This window comes from Youhaiella tibetensis, assembly GCF_008000755.1.
Lineage (GTDB): Bacteria > Pseudomonadota > Alphaproteobacteria > Rhizobiales > Devosiaceae > Paradevosia > Paradevosia tibetensis.
In genome coordinates this window covers 3,298,491-3,320,616 of the sequence record NZ_CP041690.1, presented here as the reverse complement: position 1 = coordinate 3,320,616, position 22,126 = coordinate 3,298,491, and the positions used below count along the sequence as shown (strand labels likewise).

General features: G+C 64.9%; 16 protein-coding genes. 13 read left to right on the top strand and 3 right to left on the bottom strand.

All coding sequences use genetic code 11. The annotated features are described in order from the left end of the window. Positions 1–24: 24 nt before the first annotated feature. Together FNA67_RS16275 and FNA67_RS16270 are read right to left on the bottom strand one after the other, a co-directional pair. Complete coding sequence (locus tag FNA67_RS16275) at positions 25–2,157, bottom strand: putative bifunctional diguanylate cyclase/phosphodiesterase (protein ID WP_147656948.1); 2,133 nt, start codon at positions 2,155–2,157, stop codon at positions 25–27. A gap of 199 nt (positions 2,158–2,356) precedes the next feature. Then, positions 2,357–3,589 (bottom strand): ROK family transcriptional regulator, encoded by a 1,233-nt coding sequence (locus tag FNA67_RS16270; RefSeq protein ID WP_147656946.1) that lies wholly within the window; start codon positions 3,587–3,589, stop codon positions 2,357–2,359. 324 nt (positions 3,590–3,913) lie between these two features. On the opposite strand from FNA67_RS16270, the gene FNA67_RS16265 reads away from it, so the two are divergent. The 8 genes from FNA67_RS16265 (at position 3,914) to FNA67_RS16230 (ending at position 12,026) form a co-directional block, all read left to right on the top strand. Next, the gene (locus FNA67_RS16265) at positions 3,914–4,945 is read left to right on the top strand and encodes a sugar ABC transporter substrate-binding protein (protein ID WP_049706148.1); all 1,032 of its coding nucleotides are present in this window, start codon (positions 3,914–3,916) and stop codon (positions 4,943–4,945) included. A gap of 88 nt (positions 4,946–5,033) precedes the next feature. Continuing rightward, a complete protein-coding gene (locus FNA67_RS16260) occupies positions 5,034–6,110 on the top strand; it encodes an ABC transporter permease (protein ID WP_147656944.1) in 1,077 nt (358 codons plus the stop codon). Then, complete coding sequence (locus tag FNA67_RS16255) at positions 6,086–6,898, top strand: ATP-binding cassette domain-containing protein (RefSeq protein WP_170267336.1); 813 nt, start codon at positions 6,086–6,088, stop codon at positions 6,896–6,898. The genes FNA67_RS16260 and FNA67_RS16255 overlap by 25 nt, the downstream gene beginning before the upstream one ends. 10 nt (positions 6,899–6,908) lie before the next feature. Then, a complete protein-coding gene (locus FNA67_RS16250; RefSeq protein ID WP_147656943.1) occupies positions 6,909–7,955 on the top strand; it encodes an NAD(P)-dependent alcohol dehydrogenase in 1,047 nt (348 codons plus the stop codon). Between the two features lie 342 nt (positions 7,956–8,297). Beyond that, entirely contained in the window at positions 8,298–9,083 is a 786-nt protein-coding gene (locus tag FNA67_RS16245; RefSeq protein ID WP_049706145.1) for an SDR family NAD(P)-dependent oxidoreductase, read from the top strand. Between the two features lie 14 nt (positions 9,084–9,097). Further along, positions 9,098–9,598, top strand: coding sequence for an MgtC/SapB family protein (locus FNA67_RS16240; protein WP_049706144.1), 501 nt, complete (start codon positions 9,098–9,100; stop codon positions 9,596–9,598). Between the two features lie 46 nt (positions 9,599–9,644). After that, positions 9,645–9,836 carry a DUF3008 family protein gene (locus FNA67_RS16235; RefSeq protein WP_147656941.1) on the top strand — a complete coding sequence of 64 codons (192 nt, stop codon included), beginning with the start codon at positions 9,645–9,647 and terminating at the stop codon, positions 9,834–9,836. 144 nt (positions 9,837–9,980) lie between these two features. Then, positions 9,981–12,026 carry a putative bifunctional diguanylate cyclase/phosphodiesterase gene (locus FNA67_RS16230; RefSeq protein ID WP_147656940.1) on the top strand — a complete coding sequence of 682 codons (2,046 nt, stop codon included), beginning with the start codon at positions 9,981–9,983 and terminating at the stop codon, positions 12,024–12,026. Positions 12,027–12,264: 238 nt separating this feature from the next. Here FNA67_RS16230 and FNA67_RS16225 read toward each other — a convergent pair whose 3' ends face one another. Next, positions 12,265–12,699, bottom strand: a complete 435-nt coding sequence (locus FNA67_RS16225) for a response regulator transcription factor (protein WP_147656938.1) — start codon at positions 12,697–12,699, stop codon at positions 12,265–12,267. A 229-nt stretch (positions 12,700–12,928) separates the two neighbouring features. On the opposite strand from FNA67_RS16225, the gene FNA67_RS16220 reads away from it, so the two are divergent. The 5 genes from FNA67_RS16220 to scpA all read left to right on the top strand — a co-directional run bounded on the left by FNA67_RS16220 (position 12,929) and on the right by scpA (position 22,106). After that, positions 12,929–14,674 (top strand): tetratricopeptide repeat protein, encoded by a 1,746-nt coding sequence (locus tag FNA67_RS16220; protein WP_147656936.1) that lies wholly within the window; start codon positions 12,929–12,931, stop codon positions 14,672–14,674. Between the two features lie 88 nt (positions 14,675–14,762). Continuing rightward, complete coding sequence (locus FNA67_RS16215; protein ID WP_244616369.1) at positions 14,763–15,779, top strand: acrylyl-CoA reductase family protein; 1,017 nt, start codon at positions 14,763–14,765, stop codon at positions 15,777–15,779. Between the two features lie 69 nt (positions 15,780–15,848). Further along, positions 15,849–17,381: an acyl-CoA carboxylase subunit beta gene (locus FNA67_RS16210; protein ID WP_147656932.1), complete on the top strand. Its 1,533-nt coding sequence runs from the start codon at positions 15,849–15,851 to the stop codon at positions 17,379–17,381. A 286-nt stretch (positions 17,382–17,667) separates the two neighbouring features. Continuing rightward, the gene (locus tag FNA67_RS16205) at positions 17,668–19,662 is read left to right on the top strand and encodes an acetyl-CoA carboxylase biotin carboxylase subunit (RefSeq protein ID WP_147656930.1); all 1,995 of its coding nucleotides are present in this window, start codon (positions 17,668–17,670) and stop codon (positions 19,660–19,662) included. A 308-nt stretch (positions 19,663–19,970) separates the two neighbouring features. Continuing rightward, the gene (gene scpA / locus FNA67_RS16200) at positions 19,971–22,106 is read left to right on the top strand and encodes a methylmalonyl-CoA mutase (RefSeq protein ID WP_210246481.1); all 2,136 of its coding nucleotides are present in this window, start codon (positions 19,971–19,973) and stop codon (positions 22,104–22,106) included. Positions 22,107–22,126: the final 20 nt, after the last annotated feature.

The following is a 22,126-nucleotide window of genomic DNA, read 5'->3' as shown; positions in this document are numbered from 1 at the left end:
CTGGTTACCAATCATGTCGCAACCTCACGCAGCATCGGGACGAGCCTCCGTTCCCGTTCCGCCTGCGAGGATGGCCTCCATGGCCTCGATCGAGACAGGGCGCGATACAAAAGCGCCTTGCAGACGATCGCAGCCGATGCCGGCGAACCGGTTCTCCTGCAGGATGGTGTCGATGCCCTTGGCTGTGACGGTGATGTTCATGGCGTGGGCCAGGCCGACCATGGCCTCGACCATCGCTAGGGTCGAACGATCTTCGTTGGCGTCCTGCGCGAAGGCGCGGTCGATCCTGATGTGGTCCACGTCATATTGCTTGAGGAAGTTGAGCGAGGAATAGCCCGTGCCGAAGTCGTCGAGCGCGATGCGGATGCCCGCGGCCCTGAACTTGCGAAGCACTTCACCTGCTCCTTCCGGGTCACCGAGCAGCACGCGCTCGGTGATTTCGATCTCCAGGTTGCCCGGCCGCATTCCGGTTTCCGCCAGGATGTCGAAGACGCGCGAGAAGAATTTCGGGCTGCGGATCTGGGCCGGCGACACGCCGACCGAGATCACCCGGCCCGGATGGTTCGAGCCCAGCCGGCAGGCGGCGCGCAGCACGCGCTCGCCCAAAGGCTCGCTCAGTCCGCAGCCTTCGGCGACCGAGACGAAGAGGTCGCGCGGCACCCCGCCCATCTGCGGGTGCTGCCAGAAGGGCAGGGCCTGTGCGCCCACCGTCTCGCCGGTCATGGCGTCGATGATCGGCTCGAACATCACCCCGACCTGGTCGGGCGAGCGTAGCGCCTCGCGCAGTTCGGCCTCGATCGAGTGGCGCTGGTGCACGGCGACGTCCATGCCCGTGTCGTAGACCATGGCGCGGTTGCGACCGCCTGCCTTGGCCTCGTAGAGCGCGATGTCGGCGCGCCGGACCAGCTCGACCGGGGAGGTCGATGCGTCCCCGACCAGGCCGATGCCGATCGAGACGCCCACGCTGGCCTCGTTGCCGAAGATTTCGAAGGGCTGGCCGATGATCTCGATCAGCCGGTGAGCCAACGCCTCGGCCTCGGCGGGGCCCGAGAGGGACGGTTCGATGATGGCGAATTCGTCCCCGCCCAGGCGCGCAATCATGCCGGGGCCGGAGACGGCGTTAGCCAGCCGGCCGCCTACGCACCGGATCAACTGATCGCCCGCCGGATGACCGAGGGTATCGTTGACCTGCTTGAAGCGGTCGAGATCGAGCATGAAGAGGGCCAGGTAGCCGCTTCGGCGCTCGTCGGCGGCGTGCAGGGCGAGCTGCGCCTCGAACCCGGCGCGGTTGGCGAGCCCTGTCAGCGGGTCATGGTTGGCCTGGTGTTCGGCCCGGATACGGCCGGCGTCGAGTTCGGTGGAATAGCGCCAGAGGCGGTCGAGCAGGATCACGATGAGGATGCCGGCGAGCAGCAGCGCTCCGCCCAGCACCGGCGCGGTCTCGGAGAGCAGGCGCTTGCCCGGCCAGTCCTGGCGCCATTCGAGGAAGGCGATGATGCGGCCCGCATTGTTGAGCAGCGGCAGGGTCGCGCTTTCCGGGTCACCACTGGCCGCGGTGCGGAAGGCGGCGTCGTCCACCAGGTTGCTCTCGCCGACGTAGCGCGCGTAGTCCCCATCGAGGAAGTCGATGGCAACGTGGAGGAAGGGGCGCTCCGGGTAGGTCGCGGTATCGGCGATGGGGGCGACGGTGACCATCGCGGGCGTTCCGGCGATGACAACATAGTCCTGGGCCGAAGGCATGCTGGCGCGTGCACCGCCCAGATAGGCGCGCAGCGCCCCGGCGGCGATCTCGCCGCGCAGCCGAACGACCAGGGGCATGATGCCCACCATGTCGGGCTCCAGGAATGAGGGCGTCACCGCATGTCCGTCCTGCATCAGGGAGACGGGGCGGTCATCGCCATCGAGCACGGCGGTCTGCTCGTAGCCGTAGCTGTCGTAGAATTCGGTGCCGAGGTTCTCGTCGATCCAGTCCGGGTCGAAATCGACGCTGGTATGGGCCACCGTCTCGTCCCAGATGGTCCAGGATTCCTGGTTGGCGACCTGCTGGGTGAAGTAGCCGCGCATGGCGTGGTCGATGAGCGCGGCCTGGCGCTGTACGGCGCGGGCGTCGCTGTTACCGGTCGACCAGAGCACGAAACCGCCCACGGTGGTTGCCATCGCCAAAAGCGAGAGCACTACCGGTATGACGATCCCTGCCGCGACGTGCCTGCGTTCTGCCGGCGGTAACCCAATGCCCAATTGAGAGCCCTCGACATTCTTGTCGGCTGACAATCTAGGGAGTGGGGAATTTCCGCTTTGTTACTGCAAGAGTTTATCGAAAAGTCTGGTAAACGAATTACGTAAAAGAACGCCGGCATTAATCCTTGAAAAGGACTTCTCGATCCTGCGTAAAATTGGCCAGCAACGGGATGCTGGCGCCGCCGAGCGCCCGCGCGGCGTTGCCGATCGTGCCTTCCTCGACGCGGAATGGGGAAAGCCCCTGCTGGTTGACCCGCTCAAGTGCCTCGCGCGTCCGCCCGATGATGGCCTTGCGCACGAAATCGGGAAAGGCGCCGTCGATGATGACGGTCTCGACGTCGATCACTGCCACCGCCGCCACGATCGAGATGGCGAGGCTTTCGCCGACCTCGGAAATCCACTCGTCGAGCGCCGGGCCGAGGTCGTCGCCCCAGTCGTCGGGCGAGAGCCAGAGCACTTCGGGGTTGCGGCCCTGGGCGATCAGCTTGCGTTCGAGCACGTAGATCGAGGCTACGTTCATCAATTGGGGGATGCGGCGCCCGCCGGAGGGGGCGGCGGGCGCGGGCATGGAGCCGAGTGCGCCCGCGTTCTGCGTGCGTCCGGGGAAGAGGTGCCCGTTGAGCACCAGCCCGCCTCCGATGAACGAGCCGATATAGACATAGAGATAGTCGAGAAAATCCGAGCCGCGCCCGAAGATCAGTTCGGCGGCGCAGGCGGCGGTGATGTCGTTGTGGAAATAGACCGGCCATGGCAGCACCTGGGCGAGCTCGGCGCGGATGTCGACGGTGCGCCAGGCGTCGATGTCGCCGCGCGGGGCGCCGATTTCCTCGGGCCAGGTCCACATTTCGTAAGGAGCCGCGATGCCGACCCCGGCCATGCGGCGCGCCCATTCGGGCGGCAGGTCAGCCATCATCTGGTCGATCCCTTCGCGCGCGAAAGCCATGATGCTTTCGGGCCTGGGATAGGGATAGGTCTTGTGCAGCAGTTTGATGATCTCGCCGGTGAAGTTGATGAGATAGAGATCGACGCTGCGCCGGCCGATCTTGAGGCCGAAGGCGAAGGCGCCCTCGGGATTGAGCGAATAGGGAACCGAGGGCTGGCCGATGCGGCCGCGCTGCGGGTTGCCCTTGAGCAGGAGCCCGTCGGCTTCGAGCTGGTTGGCGATGATCGAGATGGTCTGGGGCGATAGCCCCGTCATGCGCGCGATATCGGCCTTGGGCAGGCTCTTGTGCCGGCGGATCAGGGAAAGCACCAGGCGTTCGTTGTAGAGGCGCACGCCGGTCTGGTTCGTGCCACGGGTGAAACCGCTGGCGCGCACCGCCTTGTCTTCTCCCTCCGTCCGCGAGGCCATCGCTTGCTCCGTTAACGTTTGCGGCATCGCGCCAGACGACACCGCTGCGCGAAATCGAGGCCGTGATAGCCGCGACGCGCCCGTAAGTGCAATCGATTACAGAGGTTTCCTCCCTCTTGCATGTGCACATTGCCGCGCCCCCGTGGCGCAAGTCAATAAATAAATCCATTGGATTAATTTATTGACAGGATCGGCTATGCGACTGAGTATGCCGTCACGGACGATGGCTGCGGGCAGGAGGATGCGCGCGTCGTTTCGTCCCGAGCGCAGGGAAGGGGGGCGAGCGAACAGCCCCATCCGGCGCACCAACCCCGGGAGGATTTCATGGGTAGACTGACTCTGCTTAGGGCCGTCGCAGCCGCCACCGTGATGGCGGGCCTGCTGGCCGGGACTTCCGCCTATGCCGCCGACGTGGTCGGCCTGATCACCAAGACCGAAGGCAATCCGTTCTTCGTCAAGATGCGAGAAGGCGCCCAGGCCAAGGCTCAGGAACTCGGGCTCGACCTGCGCACCTTCGCCGGCAAGTTCGACGGCGACAATGACAGCCAGGTAGCGGCCATCGAGAACCTGATCGCGGCCGGTGCCAAGGGCTTCGCCATCGTGCCATCGGATTCGAGCGCTATCGTTCCCACGATCAAGAAGGCCCGCGATGCCGGGCTGCTCGTCATCGTGCTCGATACCCCGCTCGACCCGATGGATGCGGCTGATGCCACTTTCGCCACCGACAACCGCAAGGCCGGCATGCTGATCGGGGAATGGGCCAAGGGCACGCTCGGCGATGCTGCGGCCAATGCCAAGATCGCGTTCCTCGACCTCGCCACCAACCAACCGACGGTCGACTACCTGCGCGACCAGGGCTTCATGCAGGGCTTCGGCATCGACGTTAAGGACCCCAATAAGTACGGGGACGAAGACGACCCGCGCATCTGCGGCCACGAAATGACGGGCGGCGCCGAGGACGGCGGGCGTACCGCCATGGAAACGCTGCTCCAGAAGTGCCCCGATACCAATGTCGTCTATACCATCAACGAGCCTGCCGCCGCCGGCGCCTACCAGGCGCTCAAGGCCGTGGGCAAGGATGACGGTTCGGTGCTCGTCGTCTCCATCGACGGCGGTTGCCCGGGCGTGGCCAACGTGAAGGCCGGCGTCATCGGCGCCACCAGCCAGCAATATCCGCTCAAGATGGCCTCGCTCGCCATGGAAGCCATCCAGAAATTCGCGGCAACCGGCGAAAAGCCGACCGTGGATTCCAAGCTGGGTTTCCTCGATACGGGCGCCACGCTCATCACCGACAAGCCGGTGGCCGGCGTGGACTCGATCACCTCCGAAGAGGGCGCCAAGCTCTGCTGGGGCTGATCGCCACCAACGCAAATCGCGCCGCATCCGTGCGGCGCGATTCAACTCGAAGGCTGGCACGGTACCGATCCTTGGGAGGGGGTAGGCAATGAGCGACGACGCAAGCGGTTCGGCAGCAGCCGAAAAGGGACTGGAGGGCGCCCATCACGGGGTGGCCAGTTTCGAGACGGACGACAAGTCCCCGATCCGGCAGTTGCAGCATTTCCTGCACAATTATCCCACCGCCATTCCCTTCATCGTCCTCATCATCGGCATCCTGATCTTCACGCTCGCTGCCGGGTCGAAGTTCTTCGCGCCGTTCAACCTGTCGCTGGTGCTCCAGCAGGTCACCATCATCGGTGTCCTCGGCATCGCCCAGACCCTGGTCATCCTCACCGCGGGCATCGACCTGTCGGTGGGAGCCATCATGATCCTGTCCTCGATCGTGATGGGCAGGCTGGCGGTCGTCGGCGGCGTACCGGTGCCCATCGCCTTCACGCTCGGCCTGGCGACCGGCGCCATCTGCGGCATGATCAACGGTGTTCTGGTGGCCCTGGTGCGGCTGCCGCCCTTCATCGTCACGTTGGGAACCTGGAGCATTTACGGCGCGCTCGTCATCTACGTGTCGCGCTCCGAAACCATCCGGTTCCAGGATATCGAGGCCACGGCGCCCTTCCTGCAGGTCCTGGGAACGACCATGAAGCTGGGCGGGGGCGCTGTGCTGACCTATGGCGCCATCCTCATGATCGTGCTGGCGGTGGTGGTCTGGTACATGCTGTCGCGCACCGCCTTCGGGCGCCACATCTACGCGGTCGGCGATGATCCAGAGGCGGCGCGCCTTGCCGGTATCAACACCAGGGGCACGCTGATCGGCGTCTATACCCTGGCCGGGCTCATCTGCGCATTGGCCGGCTGGGTGACCATCGGCCGTATCGGCGCCGTCTCGCCCCTGGCGGGGCAGAACGCCAATCTGGATGCCATCACCGCTGTGGTGATCGGTGGCACTTCGCTCTTCGGGGGACGCGGCTCGATCGTCGGCACGCTGGTGGGCGCGCTCATCGTGGGCGTGTTCCGCAACGGCCTGGCGCTGGCGGGCGTGGACGTGCTCTGGCAGGAATTCACCGTCGGCATTCTCATCATCCTCGCGGTCACCATCGATCAATGGATCAGGAGGGTTTCGGCATGAACGAGGCGATTGCCCCCATTCTTTCGGCGCGTGGGCTCAACAAGCGCTATGGGCGCGTGGTGGCGCTGGACAATACCGATTTCGACCTGATGCCCGGCGAGATTCTGGGCGTCATCGGCGACAACGGCGCCGGCAAGTCCACGCTGATCAAGGCCCTGTGCGGAGCGGTGATGCCCGATTCCGGCGAAATCCGGCTGGATGGCCATCCGGTGCATTTTCGCTCGCCCATCGAGGCGCGGCACGCCGGTATCGAGACGGTCTACCAGAACCTGGCGCTTTCGCCGGCGCTTTCGATCGCCGACAACATGTTCCTGGGGCGCGAGATGCGCATGAGCGGGTTCATGGGGCGGTTCCTGCGTACGCTCGACCGGGGCGCCATGCAGCGGATCGCGCGCGAGAAGCTGTCCGAACTGGGGCTGATGACTATCCAGAACATCAACCAGTCGGTGGAAACGCTGTCTGGCGGCCAGCGCCAGGGCGTGGCCGTTGCCCGCGCCGCAGCCTTCGGCAGCCGCGTGGTGATCATGGATGAACCCACGGCCGCGCTCGGCGTCAAGGAAAGCCGGCGCGTGCTCGAACTGATGCTCGACGTCAAGCGTCGCGGCTTGCCGATTGTGCTCATCTCGCACAACATGCCCCATGTCTTCGAAGTCGCCGACCGCATCCACATCCATCGCCTGGGCCGCCGCATCGCGGTGATCGACCCCAAGGCCTTCTCGATGTCCGATGCTGTCGCGATCATGACAGGCGCCATGAAACCGCCGGCGGAGATGGCCGGCGCAAGCTGAAAGCACACCGATGACTAAAGCCCAAGCGCTCGTGCTCGAGCGCCAGCACGAACTGAAATTGCGCGAAATCGACCTGCCGATGGACGTCGGCCCGGGCATGGTCAAGATCAAGATCCACACCGTGGGCGTCTGCGGGTCTGACGTTCATTACTATACCCACGGACGTATCGGTCCATTCGTGGTCAATGCGCCCATGGTGCTCGGCCACGAGGCTGCCGGCACGGTCGTCGAGGTCGGGCAGGGGGTTACCCATCTCAAGGTCGGCGACCGCGTCTGCATGGAGCCGGGCATTCCCGATCCCAATTCGCGCGCCTCGCGCCTGGGCATGTACAATGTCGATCCGGCCGTTACCTTCTGGGCCACCCCACCGATCCACGGCGTCCTCACCCCCTATGTCGTCCACCCCGCCAACTACACCTTCAAGCTCCCCGACAATGTGAGCTTTGCCGAGGGCGCCATGGTCGAGCCCTTCGCCGTGGGTATGCAGGCCGCCACCAAGGCCCGCATCACCCCCGGCGACACCGCCGTCGTCCTCGGCGCCGGCCCCATCGGCACCATGGTCGCCATCGCCGCCCTTGCCGGCGGGTGCGCCCGCGCCATCGTCGCCGACCTCGCCCAGCCCAAGCTCGACATCGCCGCGCGCTACCAGGGCGTGATCCCGGTCAACATCCGCGAAAAGAACATCGTGTCGGAAGTGAAGCGCCTCACCGACGACTGGGGCGCAGATATCGTTTTCGAGTGCTCGGGCTCGCCAAAAGCCTGGGAAACCATCATGGACCTGCCGCGCCCCGGCGGCACCATCGTCGTCGTCGGCCTCCCGGTCGAACCCGCCGCCTTCGACATCGCCACCGCCTCCACCAAGGAAATCCGCATCGAAACGGTCTTCCGCTACGCCCACCAATACGACCGCGCCATCGCCCTTTTCGCCTCGGGCCGCGTGGACCTCAAACCGCTCATCTCGGAAACCTTCGCCTTCGAGGATTCCGTCGCCGCATTTGACCGCGCCGTGGAAGCAAGGCCAAGCGACGTCAAACTGCAGATTCGCATGCCGGACTGATGGACGAGGGGGGACAGCATGCCGCCGCAGCTTCAATCTAAGCCGATGTCCCTCTCTCTCCACCCCCACCGATCCTCCCGGCCGCAGAGCCGGACCACATTGCCCGTTCCCACTCGAGCCGAGTGGTGGGCGGGAAACGCACCAGCACGTCTCCCTCCCCCTAGTGGGGAGGGAACAAGGGTGGGGGGAAGACCCAAGCGCGATGCCCGCGACTCCAACACCCGTTGCACGTCCTCCGCACCAAACCCACCCCCCAATCAGCTAACTACCTGAAAACCCCGTCACTTCCCCATTAACCCACCGGCCAACAGCTTCTCCCGCCATCCACCAAGGAGCACCACCATGGACCTCGGCCTTCGCGACAAGGTCGCCATCATCACCGGCGGTTCGGTCGGCATCGGCCTGGCGGTTGCCGAAGGACTGGCAGCCGAGGGCGCCAATCTCGTTCTCGTCGCGCGCAATCCCGATCGCGTCGACGCCGAAGCGGCCCGCATTGCCGATAAGTACGGCATTCTCGTCCATGGCGTCGCCGCCGATGTGGCGACCGCCGAGGGTTGTAATGCCGTCATTTCGGGAGCCCAGAAGGCGTTCGGCGGCGCCGACATTCTCATCAACAATGCGGGCACGGGCTCGAACGAGACCATCCAGGAAGCTACGGATGAAAAGTGGCAATATTACTGGGATTTGCACGTGATGGCCGCCGTCCGGCTGGCGCGGGGCATCGTGCCCCAGATGAAGAAGCGCGGGGGCGGCGTGGTGCTCCACAACGCTTCGATCTGCGCCGTCCAGCCGCTCTGGTACGAGCCGATCTACAACACCACCAAGTCCGCCCTGATGATGTTCTCAAAGACGCTTTCCACCGAAGTCGTGGGCGACAATATCCGGGTCAACTGCATCAATCCGGGGCTCATCCTTACGCCCGACTGGGTCAAGACCGCGCGGCAACTGGCGGGGGAAGACGGATACCAGGCGCACCTCCAGGGCGTCGCTGACGAATACGCCGCCATGAAGCGGTTCGGAACGCCAGAGGAACTGGCGCATTTCTTCGTTTTCCTCTGCTCGGACAAGGCGACCTATTCGACGGGGTCCACCTATTTCGTGGATGGAGGCATGCTCAAGACCATCTAGCGTCCGGGGGGAACATGGATTTTTCGAGTGCGATCGGACTGGTTGATACCCATACGCCGCAGCACATCATCTTCATCCGCCTCATCCTGGCGGCGCTTTTCGGCGGGATGATCGGGTTCGAGCGCGAGATGCATCGCGAGGGCGCGGGGTTGCGTACCCATATTCTCATCGCCATGGCTGCGTGCCTGTTCACCCTGCTCACCATCGAACTGTTCGAAACCTTCGGTGGTTCGCCCAATAGCCGCGCAGATCCTATTCGCGCCGTGGAGGCGGTAACCGCCGGGGTCGCCTTTCTGGGGGCAGGCGCCATCTTCCGGCGGCCCCACGACGTCAAGGGCATCACGACGGGAGCGGGCATGTGGCTGGCGGGCGCCGTCGGGCTGGCGACCGCGCTCGGCTACTACATCGTCGGGTTCGTGACGGCGATCTTTGCCATCATTGTCCTGTCGGTCCTCCAGGCCTTGAAGACGCGGATCGACAGCCGCGCGGCGCCCGATCAGGATGAGGAACACTAGCGGGGCGCCGACGTTGGTTAAGCAGCACCAAGCAAGGAGAGCATAAATGCCCGCTCGTTCCAAAGCCCAGCAGGAGGCCGCCGGCGTCGCCCTCGCCGCCAAGCGCGGCGAAGCCAAGGTCGGCGACCTCAAGGGCGCCTCCAAGGAAATGTACGATTCCATGAGCGAAAAGGAGCTCGAGGAGTTCGCTTCCACCAAGCGCAAGTCACTGCCGGAGCACGTCTCCAAGCGACATTGAGGCCGTGCAGATTGTCATACAATTTGTTAACGTTGGTTTCGATCCGGTGACAGACAATGCCCCTAGGGCCCAATGCTAGGTAAACCGTTTCACTATTCTTAAGAGTTCAACGGCTTAGTGTTGGGCAGACTATAGGGGGCCTTTATGTCGTTGATCGCCAGCATGGCAGGCGCGCACAACGCTTACCTCGTTCTTCTTGCGGCAGTTGTCTGCGTGATGGGCGTGGCCGTTGCGATCCGTCTGTTGCTGCGAGCCAGAGCTGCGCATGGCGGTGCGCGGTTCAGTTGGCTCTTCATGATGGGCGTTGCCGGTGGCGCGTCCATCTGGTGTACCCATTTCATCGCCATGATCGCCTATCAGCCAGGCGTGCCGGTCAGCTACGATCCGGTCACGACGGCGCTGTCCGCCATGATCGCCATGGCTGGCTGTTTCCTGGCGGGCGGCATTGCCGTGGAGCAGCGACTGCCGCTCTCCTGGGAGGTCGGCGGCCTCGTCTTCGGCGCATCGGTGAGCCTGATGCACTTCATCGGCATGTCCGGCTACGTCATGGATGGCGGCCAGCATGTGATGGTGTTTTCGGCCGGGTATGTCGCCATGGCACTTTCGCTGGCGCTGCTGCTCGGCCTCGCCGGTTTCTCGCTCCTCAAGAAGGGTGCGTCCCGCCGCAACTTCCTCGCCGTCAACTCGCTCCTGACGCTTTCGATCGTCGGCCTGCACTTCACGGGCATGGCGGCGATGCATGACGTGGTCTTGTGTCTTTCCGGGTTCGTCGATCACACCTCAGGCCTGGGCCTCGCCTTTGCGGCTGGCGGCATGGCGCTCCTGATCCTGGGCACCGGGCTTGCCAGCAGCTTCCTCGACTCCTCGGTGCGCAAGGAAACCTCGGACCGCGTGCGCGAGATCATCAACCACGATGCGCTCACGGGGCTACCCAATCGCGATTGGTTCGTGCGCGAGGGGGTGAGCCTGGTCAGCGATGGGGTCAACGACATGCGCCTGGCCGCGGTCGTCATCAACATCGACCGCTTCCGCGACATCAATAATATCCTGGGTCATGCCGAGGGCGACCGGGTGCTGCGCACCATCGCCAACCGCTTCAAGAGCGCCCTGATGCCGACCGAGATCGTCGCCCGTACCAGGGGCGACGAATTTGCCGTGATGCGCGCCGTGTTCGACGACATGGACGTGCCCATGCTCATCAAGCGGCTGCAATCTGCCATCGCGATGCGGCTGGAAACGCCGGATGGCGGGCTTGAAGTGACCGCACGCTTCGGCGTGGCGATCTTCCCGGACGACGCTGACGACATCGAGGCGCTGCTCGACAATGCGGACCTCGCCATGAGCCGGGTCAAAAACCTTCACAACACCGATGTCGGCTACTACCAGGCCGATCTCGACGAGCTGGCACGGCAGCGCCGCACGATGGTGGTCGAGCTCAGCCGCGCCATCGAATCCGATCAGTTCGAGCTCCACTACCAGGTCCAGAAGCACGTGCAGACGCACGAAGTGGTGGGCTACGAGGCGCTGGTGCGCTGGCGCCATCCCGAGCGGGGCATGGTCTCGCCGATGGAGTTCATCCCGCTGGCCGAGCATTCGGGCCTCATCGTGCCGCTGGGCGAGCACGTGCTGCGTCTGGCGTGCCGGCAGGCTGCGGCCTGGCCGCGTCCCTACAAGGTTGCCGTCAACGTTTCGCCTGTGCAGATGCTCGATGACAGCCTGCCGCGGCTGATCGAGCAGGTGCTCGACGAAACCGGTCTCGATCCGTCCCGGCTCGAGGTCGAGATCACCGAGAGCACGCTCGTGGCCGATCCGGAGCACACCGTGCGCATCCTCAAGGCCGTCCGTTCGCTGGGCGTGTCGGTGGCGCTCGATGACTTCGGCACGGGTTATTCGACCCTGGCCTCGCTCAGCCTCTTCCCGTTCGACCGCATCAAGCTGGACAAGGCGTTCCTCTCCGAGATCGATCGCAGCCCGCAGGCCAAGGCCATCGTCCAGGCCGTTCTTACCATCGGCAAGAGCCTCAATATTCCGGTGCTTGCAGAGGGCGTGGAGCGGGAGGATCAGATGGAGCTGCTGCGCGAGGAAGGGTGCTCGGAAGCGCAGGGTTACCTGCTCGGACGGCCCGCGCCCACCATCACCATTCCCGACGTGGTGGTGCCCCTGCGGCTCGTCGACCGCGCCAGCGCCTGACCGCTCCGCACTTCAGGAAAATACAAGAGGGGAAGTCCTTGCCGGGACTTCCCCTCTATTGTGCCGGTACGTTCGGGAGGAAACGCCCGGCTTTGGTCGGTCCCGTGCAGGTCCCGCCGCAACTGTCTGCGGGGGTCTGCCGACCGCCCTGAAGGAAAGGAGAGCTCCGCCGGAGCGGAAGCTGGGGAGCCCACTGCGGAGCACTCCTTTCACCCGCACGCAGTCTCCAAGGGAGAGACTACGCACCAACTCGTTTGGCGCTGCGTGCCCAGAAGTCGAGCAGCGCCTGCATTTCCCGATGGTATTCGGCTCGCTCGCTGTGGCGCCCGAACACCGCTGCCGCGCCTGCTTCCAGCGCAGCGTTCCGGTGTACGGCCTCGAGCGAGTGGACCATCGCCACCAAAATCGTGCCGTTCTCTTTTGCGCGCTCGGCATGGCGGGCGATGAACTGTGCGGTCGCGTTGGAGCGCGCCTTCAGATCCACCACAACCAGGCTCGGCGCCGTCTCGCCGCCGGCCAGGATCGCGTCGAGGGTTCTGCCTCCGCGATCACCGTTTCCGAGCCAGCGGGCTCTGTATCCGTTCCCCGCCAGCGTCCTCAGGAACAGCCGGGCGGAATGGACATTGTCATCCACCAGCGCCACCGGCGCGGGTGCTCTCGTCAGATCCGACATATAACCTCTAAGCCGCCTCGCGAACGGGTATGCACTTGCTACGATGCCGATCGCGAACCGGGTAGTCACGCAAACGCCTTGAGGCCCTTACGGGCCGGATTGGCTTGCAAATGCGCCTGTTCGCCCCGAGCGGGAAGGTGCCGACACGTTAAGTGGCGCTAAGTCCGGCTTGCGTTTTACATGTAAATCGGTTGAACTTCCGGGCTTGGGGGCAAGGGGAGGACCAGGCTTGGTGCAGCCTGAAGTTTCGGTTGCACGGATCAGGGCTGCTCTGGACGATGTCCTGGGCTGGCCCGAGATGGCTCGTTCTCCGCAACTCGCCCAGTTCCTGCGCTACATCGTGGATGCTCGGCTTGATGGCCGCGAGGCCGCCATCAAGGCTTATTCGATTGCCGTGGACGTTTTCGGGCGCCCGCCCGATTTCGACCCGCAGTCCGATCCCATCGTTCGGGTACAGGCACGACGCCTGCGGACGCTGCTGGATCAGTATTACGAAGATGGGCGCATGCCCCACGGCGTGCGCATCCGACTGCCGGTCGGGCGCTATGTTCCCGAGTTCGAGGTGTTGGCGGAGGGGGAGGACGCTCCGGCGCTGGCCGCCGTGCCGCTTCTTGAAACGCCGCCGCCTGCGGCGATATCACCCGAGCCCACGAACTGGCGGTTTCGTTCCGGCGTGCTGATCGGGGCGTTCTTCGCCTCGGCGCTGGCGGGGCTTGCCTATATGATCATGGTCGTTGGTCAGCCCCTGCCGCCTGGCCTCGATTCGCCTCCGCCCCAGGAGCCGCAGGTCACGGTGGTCGACTTCCAGAACCTGGCGGGCGACGAAGGAAACGCGGTCGCCGGAGACCTGGCGCTGGCGCTTGTCAGCGATCTGGGCCATTTCGACGACATCGAGACCAAGTATGGCGTCCCCGAGGCGCCCCGGGCGCAGTCGCCGCAGGAGAATCCCTCCAGCCCCGATCTCTACGTGCTCTCGGGAATTACCCGCGTCGTCGACGATGCCGTCGAATACGGAGCGATCCTGACGCGCAGCCAGGACCAGAGCGTACAGTGGAGCTATGCGGTTTCCCGGCCCATGGCCGAGGCCAGCCAGCCGCGCGCGGTCGATGAAGTGTCGCGCCGCATGGCGCTTGTCCTGGGCAGCCCGCGCGGGCCCCTGCACCAACAGGCGCGGCGATGGCTGGCGCTGCATCCCAATTTTGCCGCCGCCGCGACGCCCTATATCTGCCGTGTGGCTTTGGAGGTCTACCACGACAGCGGCCGGCCGGCGGATGGAATGGCCGCGCGCAACTGCATCGCCGCGCTGCCGGCCGATGAACAGATCGCGCCGGCGGCCCTCGCCGCGAGCGCCGCGCTCACGATGGACATGGCGCCCCCCGAGGCCGTCGCCGATCAGGCCGAGAACGCCAATCGGCTGACCGATGCGGCCCTTGCAGCGGCGCCGATATCGAGTTTCGTGTGGGAACAATCGGGCAGGGTCGAAGAGGTAGAAGGCGATCTCGCCAAGGCGCGCATGGCCTATTCGTCGGCCGTGCAGCTCAACCCGGCGAGCGCCAACGCCCTGGCGGCGCTCGGGCGTCTCCTGGCGCTCGGGCCGGATTGGCAGCAGGGCGCCCAGATCGCTCAGACCGCGATCACCGAGACGCCGAGCCCGCCCGCCTGGTATTTCGCCGCTCCCGCGCTCAATGCGTTGCGTGGAAGGGACTATGACCAGGCGCGCAAGTTCGGCGAGACGCTCGCACAAAGCGACCGCACGCTCGGGTCGGTCATCGTGGTAACGGCGGCGCTGGAATCGGGGCAGACCGATGTCGTCAGCCGCTATCTGCCGCAGGTGCTCGATCATCAACCTTTCCGCGCGCACGGCATTCTGCCGGAACTGGGCAGGCGCCTTTCCGATTCCAGTCTATTGGCGTCGCTTGCCGGCGGACTGGAACGGGCAGGGGTGCCGCCAAAGGCGTTGACCGGGCCCTATTGAGGTGGTGCTGTTGCGCCAGCGGCAAAAAAGACTAGACCCCGCGATCGCGGGTTGGGTGGAGTAGGTTACTTTGGTTTTTCGTGCATTGGTGACCGACAGGAATGCGGCCGGCGAGATCGCCTCGTCGGTGCAGTCGGTCGATGAGTCTGCCTTGCCGGCCGGCAACGTGCTGGTCGCGGTCGAATGGGCCGGGCTCAACTACAAGGATGGGCTGGCGCTGGCCGGCAAGGGCAATATTGTTCGCGCCTTCCCCCATGTGGCAGGCATCGATTTTGCCGGACGCGTGGTCGAGAGCCGCAACTATCGCTATCACCCCGGCCAGAGCGTCATCCTCACCGGCTGGCGTGTGGGCGAAACCCGCTGGGGAGGCTATGCCGAGCGTGCACGTGTCGATGCCGAGTGGCTGGTGCCCATGCCGAGACGGCTATCCGCGCGCACCTCCATGATGCTGGGCACGGCCGGTCTCACCGCCATGCTGGCGATCAACCGCCTCAAGGAAGACGGCCTGACCCCTGCCAGGGGCGACGTGCTGGTGACCGGTGCATCGGGCGGCGTCGGTTCGATCGCCGTCATGTTGCTGGCTCGCCTCGGCCATCGCGTCGTGGCCGTAACAGGGCGGCCCGAACAGGCCGAGCATCTCACGCGGCTCGGCGCCAGTGAAATCATCGATCGCAAGCAACTGCTCGAGGCCTCCGGCAAGGGGCTCGACACCGAACGCTGGGCCGCCGCCATTGATCCGGTCGGCGGTGAAGTGCTCTCCCAGGTGCTCAAGAAAATCCGCTACGGCGGCGCGGTCGCTTCGATCGGCCTGGCCGGCGGGGCCAATTTCGATGGCAGCGTGCTGCCCTTCATCCTGCGCAACGTCACGCTTTTCGGCATCGACAGCGTCATGCAGCCCTATGAGGCACGCGTCGCTGCCTGGGAGCGGCTGTCGACGCTTTTCGTGCCCGGTGCCTATGAGCCGATGGTCAGCGAAAAGCATCTCGAGGATCTGCCGCGCGAGGCGGCCGCCATCCTGCGCGGGGAGGTGGCCGGGCGTATCATCGTCAATCCAAAGGCGCCGCGTGACAATGTCGTGCCGCTTTCCACGCTTTCGGGCGCATGATAAATTTTGACTGTCCGGTCAAATAATCTGCGCTAACAATAGACTTCGCCGGGCTGTCTGAGGGGACCCATGCAGAAGATTATCGAAGCGCTCGACGAGAAGCGCGCGCAGGCGCGTCTGGGCGGTGGCGAGAAACGCATCGCCACCCAGCACGCCAAGGGCAAGCTCACCGCGCGCGAGCGCATCGAAGTGCTTCTCGATCCCGGCTCCTTCGAAGAATACGACATGTTCGTCACCCACCGGGCCACCGAGTTCGGGATCGACGAAACCATCATCCCCGGCGATGGCGTCGTCACCGGCTGGGGTACGATCAACGGTCGGCAGGTCTATGTCTTCTCGCAGGACTTTACGGTCTTCGGCGGCTCGCTCAGCGAGACCCACGCCCAGAAGATCTGCAAGATCATGGACCTGGCGGTCCAGAACGGCGCGCCCGTCATCGGCCTTAACGACAGCGGCGGCGCGCGCATCCAGGAAGGCGTGGCTTCGCTTGGCGGTTATGCCGAGGTCTTCTGGCGCAATGTGCAGGCTTCCGGGGCCGTGCCGCAGATTTCCGTCATCATGGGGCCGTGCGCGGGCGGGGCGGTCTATTCGCCGGCGATGACCGACTTCATCTACATGGTCAAGGACACGAGCTACATGTTCGTGACCGGCCCCGATGTCGTCAAAACCGTCACCAACGAGATCGTCACCCAGGAAGAACTCGGCGGCGCTTCGACGCATACGAAGATTTCCTCGGTGGCCGACGCCGCGTTCGAGAACGACATCGAGACCTTGCTCGAAGTCCGGCGCCTCTTCGATTTCCTGCCGCTCTCGGCCAACGAGAAGCCGCCGGTCGTCGCCGTCAACGACCGTATCGACCGGGGCGAAACCAGCCTCGACACCATCATCCCTGACAGCGCCAACAAGCCCTACGATATGCGCGAAGTGATCCTCAAGATCGCCGACGAGGGCGACTTTCTGGAGTTGCAGAAGGATCATGCCGGCAACATCCTCACCGGCTTCATCCGCCTCAATGGTTCGACGGTAGGTGTCGTCGCCAACCAGCCGCTGGTGCTGGCCGGGTGCCTGGACATCAACTCCTCCAAGAAAGCCGCCCGCTTCATCCGCTTCTGCGACTGCTTCAACATCCCCATCCTGACGCTGGTGGATGTCCCGGGGTTCCTACCGGGCGTGGCGCAGGAATATGGAGGCATCATCAAGCACGGCGCAAAACTCCTTTTCGCCTACGCCGAAGCCACCGTACCCAAGGTGACCGTCATCACGCGAAAAGCCTATGGCGGCGCCTATGACGTGATGGCCTCAAAGCACATCCGCGCCGACGTCAACTACGCCTGGCCATCAGCCGAAATCGCCGTGATGGGCGCCAAGGGCGCCGTCGAAATCCTCTATCGCTCCGAACTCTCCGACAAGGACAAGATCGCCAGGCGCACCAAGGACTATGAGGACCGATTCGCGAACCCGTTCGTGGCGGCCGAGCGCGGTTTCATCGATGACGTAATCATGCCGCATGGGACGAGGCGCCGGGTGGTGCGGGCCTTCGAGACGCTGAAGAAGAAGAAGGCGTCGGTGCCCGCCAAGAAGCATGACAATATTCCGCTGTGAGCGCTCAACTCGCTGGTTCTTCCTCCCTTAACATCCTGCCGCACCGCGGAGCACATATGTGTAAGTCAGTTCTATATCGAGGGCGGAACTACGTTACGCCGAGCGCGCTGCGCGGGCTCCTCGGAGGGCGCGGCGAATTGGTCTGGCGGGCGAGGCCGTCAGATATTTCAAAGGCGCTCGAACAATGTCTCTGCCCAATCGACGTTGAAGCGACACTGACCTCCGCCGGCTATTCCTGGCGCCAGGGCGATGACCCAATGGAGTACTTCGCCGAGGAGCAAGACTGATGTTCTCAAAACTCCTCATCGCCAATCGCGGCGAGATCGCCTGTCGCGCCATCAAGACCGCGAAGAAACTCGGCATAAAAACCGTCGCCGTCTATTCCGACGCCGACCGCGAAGCGCTCCACGTCCGCCTTGCCGATGAAGCCGTCCATATCGGCGGCTCCCCGGCCAAGGATTCCTACCTCTCCATCGACAAGATCATCGCCGCCTGCCGGCAAACCGGCGCCGGAGCCGTCCACCCCGGCTACGGCTTCCTCTCGGAAAACCCCGCTTTCGCCGCCGCTCTTGCGCAAGCCGGCATCGCTTTCGTCGGGCCGCCGGTCAAAGCCATCGAGGCGATGGGCGACAAGATCACCTCCAAGAAGATCGCCGCCGAGGCGGGCGTTTCCACCGTGCCCGGCCATATGGGCCTCATCGCCGATGCCGAGGAGGCGGTCAAAATCGCCTCCCAGATCGGCTACCCCGTGATGATCAAGGCCTCGGCCGGCGGTGGCGGCAAGGGCATGCGCATCGCCTGGAACGATGCCGAGGCCCGCGAGGGCTTCGAACGCTCCAAGTCCGAGGCCGCGTCCTCGTTCGGCGACGATCGCATCTTCATCGAAAAGTTCGTCACCGAGCCGCGCCACATCGAAATCCAGGTGCTGGCCGACACCCACGGCAACGCGCTTTATCTCGGCGAACGCGAATGCTCCATCCAGCGCCGCAACCAGAAGGTCATCGAGGAGGCCCCGTCGCCCTTCCTCGATGAAGCCACCCGCCGCCGCATGGGCGAGCAGGCCGTCGCCCTGGCCAAGGCTGTGGGTTACGCCAGCGCCGGCACGGTCGAATTTATCGTCGACAAGGACCGCAATTTCTACTTCCTCGAGATGAACACCCGCCTCCAGGTCGAGCACCCGGTGACCGAACTCATCACCGGCCTCGATCTCGTCGAACTGATGCTGCGCGTCGCCGCCGGCGAAAAGCTGCCGCTGACGCAGGACGACGTAAAACTCAACGGCTGGGCCATCGAAAGCCGCCTTTACGCCGAGGACCCTTACCGCAATTTCCTGCCTTCGGTCGGCCGCCTGACGCGCTATCGCCCGCCGGAGGAGGAGAGCAATTCCGCCTTCGTCGTCCGCAACGACACCGGCGTTTTCGAGGGCGGGGAAATCTCCACCTTCTACGATCCCATGATCGCAAAACTCTGCACCTGGGCGCCCAACCGCGCAGCGGCCATCGAGGCAATGGCCGTCGCGCTCGATGAATTCGAGGTCGAAGGGGTAGGGCACAACCTGCCTTTTCTCTCCACCGTCATGGGCCAGGAGCGGTTCCGCGAGGGGCGCCTTACCACCGGCTACATCGCCGAGGAATTTCCCGAGGGTTTCCATGGCGCCGCGCTCGATGAGCAGACCCTCGGCGAGATCGCTGCCTTCGCCGCCTGCGCGGCTTATCGCGTGGATGGCCGCGGCTTCCTCGACGCCGGTTCTGACGAATACGTCCCCAGCCACGCCCGCGCCGTACTGTTGGGCGACCGCCGCTGGCAGTTCGATGTCACCGAAAAGGACGAGGAGTTCTGGCTCTATCACGGTGGCGGCCGCACGCTGGTCGAGATGCGCTGGGAGCCCGGCGACACCATTGCCCGCGCCCGCGTCGATGGCACCGTCCACCGCATGAAGGTCGACCGCCGCACCTCGGGTTTTCGCATCCGCTATCGCGGCGCCGATCTCGACCTCAAAGTGCTGCTGCCGCGCGTCGCCGACCTCATGCCGCTGATGCCCGTCAAGGTGCCGCCGGACCTCTCGAAATTCCTCCTCTGCCCGATGCCAGGGCAGGTGGTTCGCATCGATGTCGCCGAAGGTGATATCGTCGAGGACGGCCAGCCTCTGGCTATCGTCGAGGCGATGAAGATGGAGAATGTGCTCAAGGCGGAAAAGCGCGCGCGGGTGGCCAAGGTGCGGGTCCAACCCGGAGCGGTGCTGGCGGTGGATGAGGTGATTTTGGAGTTTTCCGAAGTATGAGCGGGCAGGGGTCGAGGCTCACCCCCCTCCGCCCTGCAAAGGGGAGGTGCCTATCGTGACAGTGGGACGCCTGGTTCACCGGCAACTGGATCAAAACACCTCCCCCCTTGCGGGGGAGGCTGGGAGGGGGGTGAGCCCAAGGCTCCATGCCTGCTGCCTTCCCCCCACCCTTGTTCCCTCCCCACGAGGGGGAGGGAGACTTGCTGGCGAGATCCTGCCCCAATCCACCCTCCCCCTTGTGGGGAGGGTCGGGGTGGAGGTAAGCCCCAACCACTGCGCCGGGCAATCCGATGACTGACCGCCCCACCATCACCCCCGCCACCTTCGCCGCCTGGTCGACGCTCGCCCAGCGCGAATTGCGCGACACACCCGTCGCCTCCCTCGACCGCGACTACGGCGACCTCCCCATTCGCCCCGCCTATTTCCCCGAGGACGTCCCCGCCTGGGCTCCCGCCGCCATGCCCGGCGCGGCCCCCTATACCCGTGGCGTGCGCGCCACCATGTACGCCAACCGCCCGTGGACCATCCGCCAATATGCCGGCTTCTCGACGGCGCGGGAGTCCAACGCCTTCTACCGGCAGGCCCTCGAAAAGGGCCAGAAGGGTCTCTCGGTCGCCTTCGACCTCGCCACCCATCGCGGCTACGATTCCGATCATCCGCGCGTCGTCGGGGATGTCGGCAAGGCGGGGGTGGCCATCGATTCCGTTGAGGACATGAAGCTCCTTTTCGACGGCATCCCGCTCGACCAGATGTCGGTCTCCATGACCATGAACGGCGCGGTGATCCCGGTGCTCGCCATGTTCATCGTCGCCGCCGAGGAACAGGGCGTGCGCCCCGATCAGCTCGACGGCACCATCCAGAACGACATCCTCAAGGAGTTCATGGTCCGCAATACCTATATCTACCCGCCCGAGCCGAGCATGCGGATCGTGGGCGACATCATCGCCTACACGTCCGAGCACATGCCCCGGTTCAACTCGATTTCGATCTCGGGCTACCATATGCACGAGGCCGGGGCGACGGCGGTGCAGGAGCTGGCCTATACCCTGGCCGACGGCATGGATTACGTGCGCGCCGCAATGGCCCGCGGGCTCGACATCGATGCCTTCGCGGGGCGCCTCAGCTTCTTTTTCGGCATCGGCATGAACTTCTTCCTCGAGGTCGCCAAGCTGCGGGCCGCGCGCACGCTCTGGTCGCACATCATGACCGATTTCGGCGCGAAGGATCCGCGCTCGAAAATGCTGCGCACCCATTGCCAGACTTCCGGCGTCAGCCTCACCGAGCAGGATCCGCACAACAACATCGTGCGCACCACCATCGAGGCCCTCGCCGCCGTCCTCGGCGGCACGCAATCGCTCCATACCAACTCGTTCGACGAGGCCATTGCGCTCCCCACCGAGTTCTCTTCGCGCATCGCACGCAACACCCAGCTCATTCTCCAGAACGAGAGCCGCGTCACCGACGTGGTCGATCCGCTGGGCGGCTCCTATTTCATCGAGGCCCTCACCGCCGATCTCGTCTCACATGCCGGCGCTCTCATTGCCGACATCGAGGAGGAGGGCGGCATGACCCATGCCGTGCAGGCGGGCGGCCCCAAGCTCGAGATCGAGAAGGCGGCCGCGCTCCGGCAGGCCCGCGTCGACCGGGGCGAGGATGTCATTGTCGGCGTCAACCGCTTCCGCGTCGAGGACGAGGCCCCCGTCGAGGTCCGCGAGATCGACAACCGCAAGGTGCGCGAGGAGCAGATCGCCCGCCTCAATGAGCTGCGCCGCAAGCGCGATGAAGCTCGCACCCAGTCGGCGCTGGCGGGCCTGCGCGAATACGCGGCCAAGGACGAGGGCAATCTGCTTGCTGCCGCCATCGAAGCCGCGCGCGCCCGCGCAACCCTTGGGGAAATCTCGCAGGCGCTTGAGGACGTCTTCGGCCGTCACCAGGCGATTACCCGCGTCATTTCCGGGGTTTACGCCGATGGCTATGGCGAGGATCCCGAATACGGGGCCATGCTGGGCCGCGTCGCCGCGTTCAAGGCTGCCAACAATCGCGCGCCCTCCATCTTCATCGCCAAGATGGGGCAGGATGGTCACGACCGCGGCGCGAAAGTCATCGCCTCGGCCTTTGCCGATCTGGGTTTTGACGTGCACCTCGGCTCGCTCTTCGAGACCGCGCCCGAAGTCGCTGACCACGTTGCCAGCCTCAAGGTCGATGCGGTCGGCGTCTCCTCGCTGGCAGCCGGACACAAGACGCTGGTGCCTGAGCTCATCGCCGAGCTCTCCTCGCGGGGGCTCGGCGAGGTCACGGTGATCGTCGGCGGCGTCATCCCCGAGCAGGATTATGCGTTCCTGCGCGAAGCCGGCGTCGCCGAGATTTTCGGCCCGGGGACAAACGTGCTCGATGCCGCCAATTCCGTGCTGAACCAGATCGTGGGGCGATTGTCGAACCGATGAGCCGGCGCCTCTTGTTCACC